General features: G+C 71.0%; 3 protein-coding genes and 1 pseudogene. All 4 read right to left on the bottom strand.

The annotated features are described in order from the left end of the window. Nucleotides 1-70 precede the first annotated feature (70 nt). Nucleotides 71-961 (bottom strand): LLM class F420-dependent oxidoreductase, encoded by an 891-nt coding sequence (locus ACFVW8_RS16660; protein WP_389690486.1) that lies wholly within the window; start codon nucleotides 959-961, stop codon nucleotides 71-73. Nucleotides 962-1,221: 260 nt separating this feature from the next. Then, nucleotides 1,222-2,197 (bottom strand): annotated as a pseudogene (locus ACFVW8_RS16665) (phosphotransferase family protein). A gap of 434 nt (nucleotides 2,198-2,631) precedes the next feature. Next, on the bottom strand, nucleotides 2,632-3,948 hold the full coding sequence (locus ACFVW8_RS16670) for an MFS transporter (RefSeq protein WP_389690488.1): 1,317 nt from the start codon (nucleotides 3,946-3,948) through the stop codon (nucleotides 2,632-2,634). Between the two features lie 385 nt (nucleotides 3,949-4,333). Further along, entirely contained in the window at nucleotides 4,334-4,918 is a 585-nt protein-coding gene (locus tag ACFVW8_RS16675) for a DoxX family protein (RefSeq protein WP_389690490.1), read from the bottom strand. Between the last annotated feature and the right edge of the window lie 239 nt (nucleotides 4,919-5,157).

Below are 5,157 nucleotides of genomic sequence, written 5' to 3' on the forward strand. Positions count from 1 at the left end.
GCGTCCCCCCCCCCCCCACGCGCGCCGGCACCCCAAGCGCCGGGAGCGCTGCCGTGCGTGCCGTCCGTGCCTACAGCTCGTCGCCGAAGGCCTCCGCCAGCTCACGCCATTGGGCCCGCGGCAGACCGGCGCCACCCTCGTCCGCAGTGAGTACCTGGAGGGCGACGTGGTCGGCGCCTGCGTCGAGGTACTGCTGCGTCCGGGCCTTGACGTGCTCGGCGTCACCCAGGGCGAAGAGCGAGTCGAGGAGGCGGACGCTGCCCCCGCCCTCGAAGTCCTCCTCCGCGAACCCCAGGCGCAGCAGGTTGTCGGTGTAGTTGGGCAGCTGGAGGTACATCGCGAGCATGTTCCGCGCAGTGGTGCGGGCGCGCTCGATGTCGGTGTCGAGGACGACGGACAGCTCTGGCGCGAGCAGCGCGTCGGAGCCGAGCGCCTCGCGTGCCTCCGCCGTGTGTTCGGTGGTGACGAGATAGGGATGCGCGCCCAGCGCCCTGTCGGTCGCGAGCTTCAGCATCTTCGGACCGAGCGCTGCCAGGACCCGGCGTCCGGATTCCACGGGCGGGACGGCGGCGTCGAGCCCGTCGAGGTAGGCAACCATCGCGCTGTACGGCTTCGCGTACTGCGGCACCATCGGCCCGTGGCTGACTCCCAGGCCGAGGACGAATCGGCCGGGCGCGCTCGTGTCGATCGCCGCGATCCGCGCCGCCACGTCCTGGGCCGGGTGATCCCAGATACTCAGGATGCCAGTGGCCACGGTGACCGTGCGGGTCGCGGCGACGACAGCGGCGGCGTCGTCGGCCGAGGGGCTGCCGCCGATCCAGAGCGTTCCGTAGCCCAGATCCTCGAGCTCGGCGACCGCTTCCGTGATCGCGCCCCGTCCCGCGTCATCCACCCGCGAGCCGTGCAGGGCGGTGCTCCAGATGCCGACCCGTCCGAATGTCTCGTGCGTCTCAGAAGTCATGCTGTGATCAACACCGCACTGTTTCCGCTATTCCCGGTTCCCCGATTCCCGAGACCGTATGAGGACTGCCCCCTCCAGGACCAGGTGCTCAGCGAACCCAGCGAGTGTCGCATCACGCACTGTTACTGGGTGCTGTATCGACGGGACGGCGTACCGTCTTCGAGCCATGGCCGCAACGGACCGGTGCCTGTCGATGGACATCGACCCCGGGTGGCCGAACACGGTGGCCGAACACATGGAGGTGAAGGCCTGCCGGGAATTCAGGCGTGGAGCAGTTCCAGCGCCCGCTTCAGGTTGTGCTCGGCGATTTCCGCCATGAAGGCCCGGTCGGGGAAGTCACCGTCGAGCAGACGTAGTGGGCCTGCTGTCAGCGAGAGTCGCTGGGCCAGCATGTAGAGCGCGAGCCGGTCCTCGTCCAACCCGTTTACCTCCAACGGCCGGTAGGCGTCGTGCAGACGGATGCGTAGAAACACGTGCTCCCACTCGACGTCGAAGTACATCAGTCCCTCGATATCGATCGCCACGGGGCTCCCGTCCGAGTCCACCAGCACATGATCGGGGCCCAGCTCGCCGTGTACGACCGCGTACTCCTCGCGAGGCCGCACCGCCGCCGCCAGGCTGAGCAGCCGTTCCTCCAGGAGGCCCCGGGTGTCCGTGATCCGCGGATCGCGCGAGGCCGCCTCGGAGAGGTCCCGCAGCGCACGGTCGAGCACCACCCCCTCACACGAAGTACCGCGCGACGCTGCTCCGCCATCGACCACGGCCACCTTGCCGTACGCCGGCGCCCGGTGCCTGCGCATCGCCTCCAGCGACTCCGCGAGCCGGTCCATGACCGGAGCAGCGACATGCTGGTCGCGAGCGAGCAACTCCTCCAGGCTCTCCCCTTGAAGGTCCTCGACGATCGCAAGGTCTGCCGGGCAGTGGGCACGGTCACCGTCGACAAGACGGATCGCCGGGACGCGGACGCCGAGCCCGTCCAGCCGCGCGTGCGCAGCCTGGAACAGATCGAGCCCCAGGCCGGGCGAGAACGGGTCGGTGAGGTCGTCGTCGCCGTCGGCCACCGGCCAGTAGGTTCTCTGCCTCGTCCCACAGGTAGGCGATTGCCGTCGAAGCGTCGTCCATCGACAGGCGGTAGACGCCCTTCTTGCTGCCCCCTGCGAGCCGCTCGACTTCCTCCAGCCTCCGCCCGGCACCCAGCGCGGCCCGCGCCGCTCCCGCCAACTGCTCGCGCGTCACTGCCGTGCGTGCCACTCCCGAACCGCCTCCCTGCTACGACAACCCGCGCACCCTACGTGACCAAGCGGACCAAGTGTCTGATCCGCAGCCGAAGAGCGGGGCCGGCCGGCGCGGTGTCGAGTTCGTGTGCCAGTAAGTCGCAACCAGTAGAACCCGGTTCTTCAGGGCAGCTTCCACGGACGTCCGCGTCGTGCCTCGTCCACGCTCTCGCGGCGCATCCGGGTCACCAACTCGCTGGTGCAGCACGGGTTCAGCCCGGGAGAAGGGACTGTTCGGGTCGCGTGGCGGGAGCCGAGACAGATCCGCTGCTGCTCGACGGTGCCGGCCGCGGGCCGAGGCCCTGCAGCTCGCCGCCCGCCCGGCCGGCACGGCCGGACAGTGCGGGAGCAGTGGCATGGTCCGACCGTCCGCGAAGGCGATGGGCACTCTCCTGCTCACGGCTTCGGGCCGCTGCCGTGCGAGGCGCTCGCCGTGGTGAGCGCATCACGGCTGAACCAAGCCAGCGCGGCCGTTGCCGTCAGGGCGGACAACGGGACGGTGAAGCCGGCTCGTGTGCCGCCCGCGCCGTCGACGAGACGGCCGACAGCGGCGGCGGAGAGGGCAATACCCGCCGCGCTCGCAGAGTTCGCCCAGGTGAAGGCCTGGGTCAGGACCGACCGGTCCATGACCGACTCGACAAGTGTCGAGGAGACGATGAAGCACGGGGCGACGCCCGCACCGGGGAGCAACAGGGCAAGGCCGAGTTGCCAGGGGGTGTTGGCCAGGAGCGGCAACAGCGAGGCGCAGGCCAGAAAGGTCAGGATCAGAGGCAGTTGGGCGGCGGGCCGGGCGTAATGCCGGTAGCGGCCGTAGGCCAGGCCGGCCAGTAGGCTGGCGACGCTCATCAGTCCGTAGAGGAACCCGGCCGCGGCAGCGGCGTGGTGGACATCCGCGAACGCGCTCACCGAGACCTGCATGGAGCCGAAGAAGACGCCGAGGGCCAGATTGACCGCAAGCAGCGTGGCGAAGTTCCGCGACAGCAGAGTCCCTGGGCCGCTGGTGGCCCTGCCCTCGGCAGGGGGTGTCCCGGCGGCCGCCGGGGCCGTACGGCGCAGTGCCGCGAAGGCCAGTCCGGCGCCGACGACGAGCATCCCCGACAGGCCCGTACCCGCGGCCGGGTGCAACTGGGTTGCCGCCAGCGCCGCAAGGCCGGGACCGACAAGGAAGGCGACGTCGTTGCTCATCGTTTCGAGCGCGAAGGCCGGGGCGAGTTCGGCCCTTCCGTGCAACAAGGCCGACCAGCGGGCCGCGGAGAGCGCACCGATCTGCGGGATGGTTGCCCCGGCGGCGACGCCGCCCGCCATCAGCGTCAACGTGGGCGCCCCCGCCAGCGCCAGCGCGATCAGGGCCGTGATCGCTCCGGCATGGGCGCACAGCAAGGGGAGGAGGATGCGCGGTTGCCCGAAACGGTCCATGAGGCGGGCCGTCTGCGGGCCTACCAGTGCCTCCGCCACCGCGAACGAGGCGGTGACCAGGCCGGCGACCCCGAAGGACCCGGTCTCGGCGTGGACCAGCCAGACGATACCGAGACCGGCCATCGCCACCCCGAGGCGGGCCGGGGCCGCGGCCAGGAAGAAGGCCGCCGCGCCGGGGATCTGCAGGGCCGAACGGTAGGAGACCGTCCCCGTGCGAGCCGGTCCGACAACGCGGAAGCGCCGTGCGGGACGAGGGGAAACCGGTGCGTTACGACGAAACACATGCCGCCGTGTCACGGCGAACCTTCCGCTGCACGGTGGGACGGTCCGAGGAGTCGGCACCCGCCACGGGCACGGCCCTCCACCGCCAGGAGTCGTCCACAGTGACGCGGAGGGGCGGAATCGAAGCCCCCGGCGTCGGCTCCAGCGCCGGCAGAAACATTGAGTGTCGAGATCGCAATTCGAGCATCGAGGTCTCGAGTATCGAGATCGAAGAGCGGATCGTGCGGAAATCGACACTAGCGGCAACGCCGGGCGGAGAGAAGCCCACGCAGGGAGACAGAAAGCTCCATGCGGCGCGGAGGTCCCCGGTCGGCTCGGCGGTCCGGCCCAACAGCCGGTCAGCCGGGCCGGCATCCTCGGGTGTGACGGGGTGCGGCGCGGGCCCCGCACCCCGCGCGCCCTACCGGTCGGGCAACATCGTGCGTGCCGAGCCGGCGGCGGAGTGCACGGCCCGGCCGGTGCCACTCATGACGCCCGTTGCGCTCGCGCCCACTGTGCCGATCGCCGAGTGCACATGTCCGCCCACCCTCGCCGTGGCGCTGTGGGCCTGCTTCCGTCCCCTCTTCGCCGCAGTGCGGACCTGATAGGCAGTCGACGGCTTGCCGTGGGTATCGGCGGCGGCGAGCAGCAGGGCACCGAACAGGCCGATGCGCCGGGCGAAGTGGAAGCGCTGGTCCTTGCGGCGTTCCGCGTCCTCTTCCTTCCACCACGCATGCTCGGCGAGGGTCGTGGGCACGAGGCTCGCGGCGAGGACCAGAGACGCGCTACGGGGGCACCGGCCAAGTGCGAGCAGTCCGCCCGCACCGATCTGGACGGCGGCGTTCAGCCGGGCCAGTTGCAGGGGATCGCCGACGGGGGAGCCGAGCCGCTGCGCCGGCGACGCGGTGCCGGCCGCGAGAGGGCGTGGGATGCGCAGCGCGCGCGCTCCCTCGGTGACGAACGGAGTTGCCAGCAGGGGCCGGGCGATTCTTCTCAGGACAGCCATGGGCCCACGTGTGCCCTGAGAGTCAGGTGTCATACGCGGCGGAGCCGGAAGTTATGGCACAGGGCCTGACTCTGTCCGTTGCCCAGGCAGATGCCACCGCCTGTGAGCACAGATGAGCACAGAGGGGTCTCGGACTGTTTCCCCTGGTGGTCTCCGGCGGCGGCGGGGCCCCGGGCGGGGCCCCGCGGGGGCCCCCGGGGGGGGGGGGGGATGGCGCGAACAAGGGGGAGCGGCCCCCC

The sequence above is a fragment of the Streptomyces sp. NPDC058221 genome (assembly GCF_042882365.1).
GTDB lineage: Bacteria > Actinomycetota > Actinomycetes > Streptomycetales > Streptomycetaceae > Streptomyces.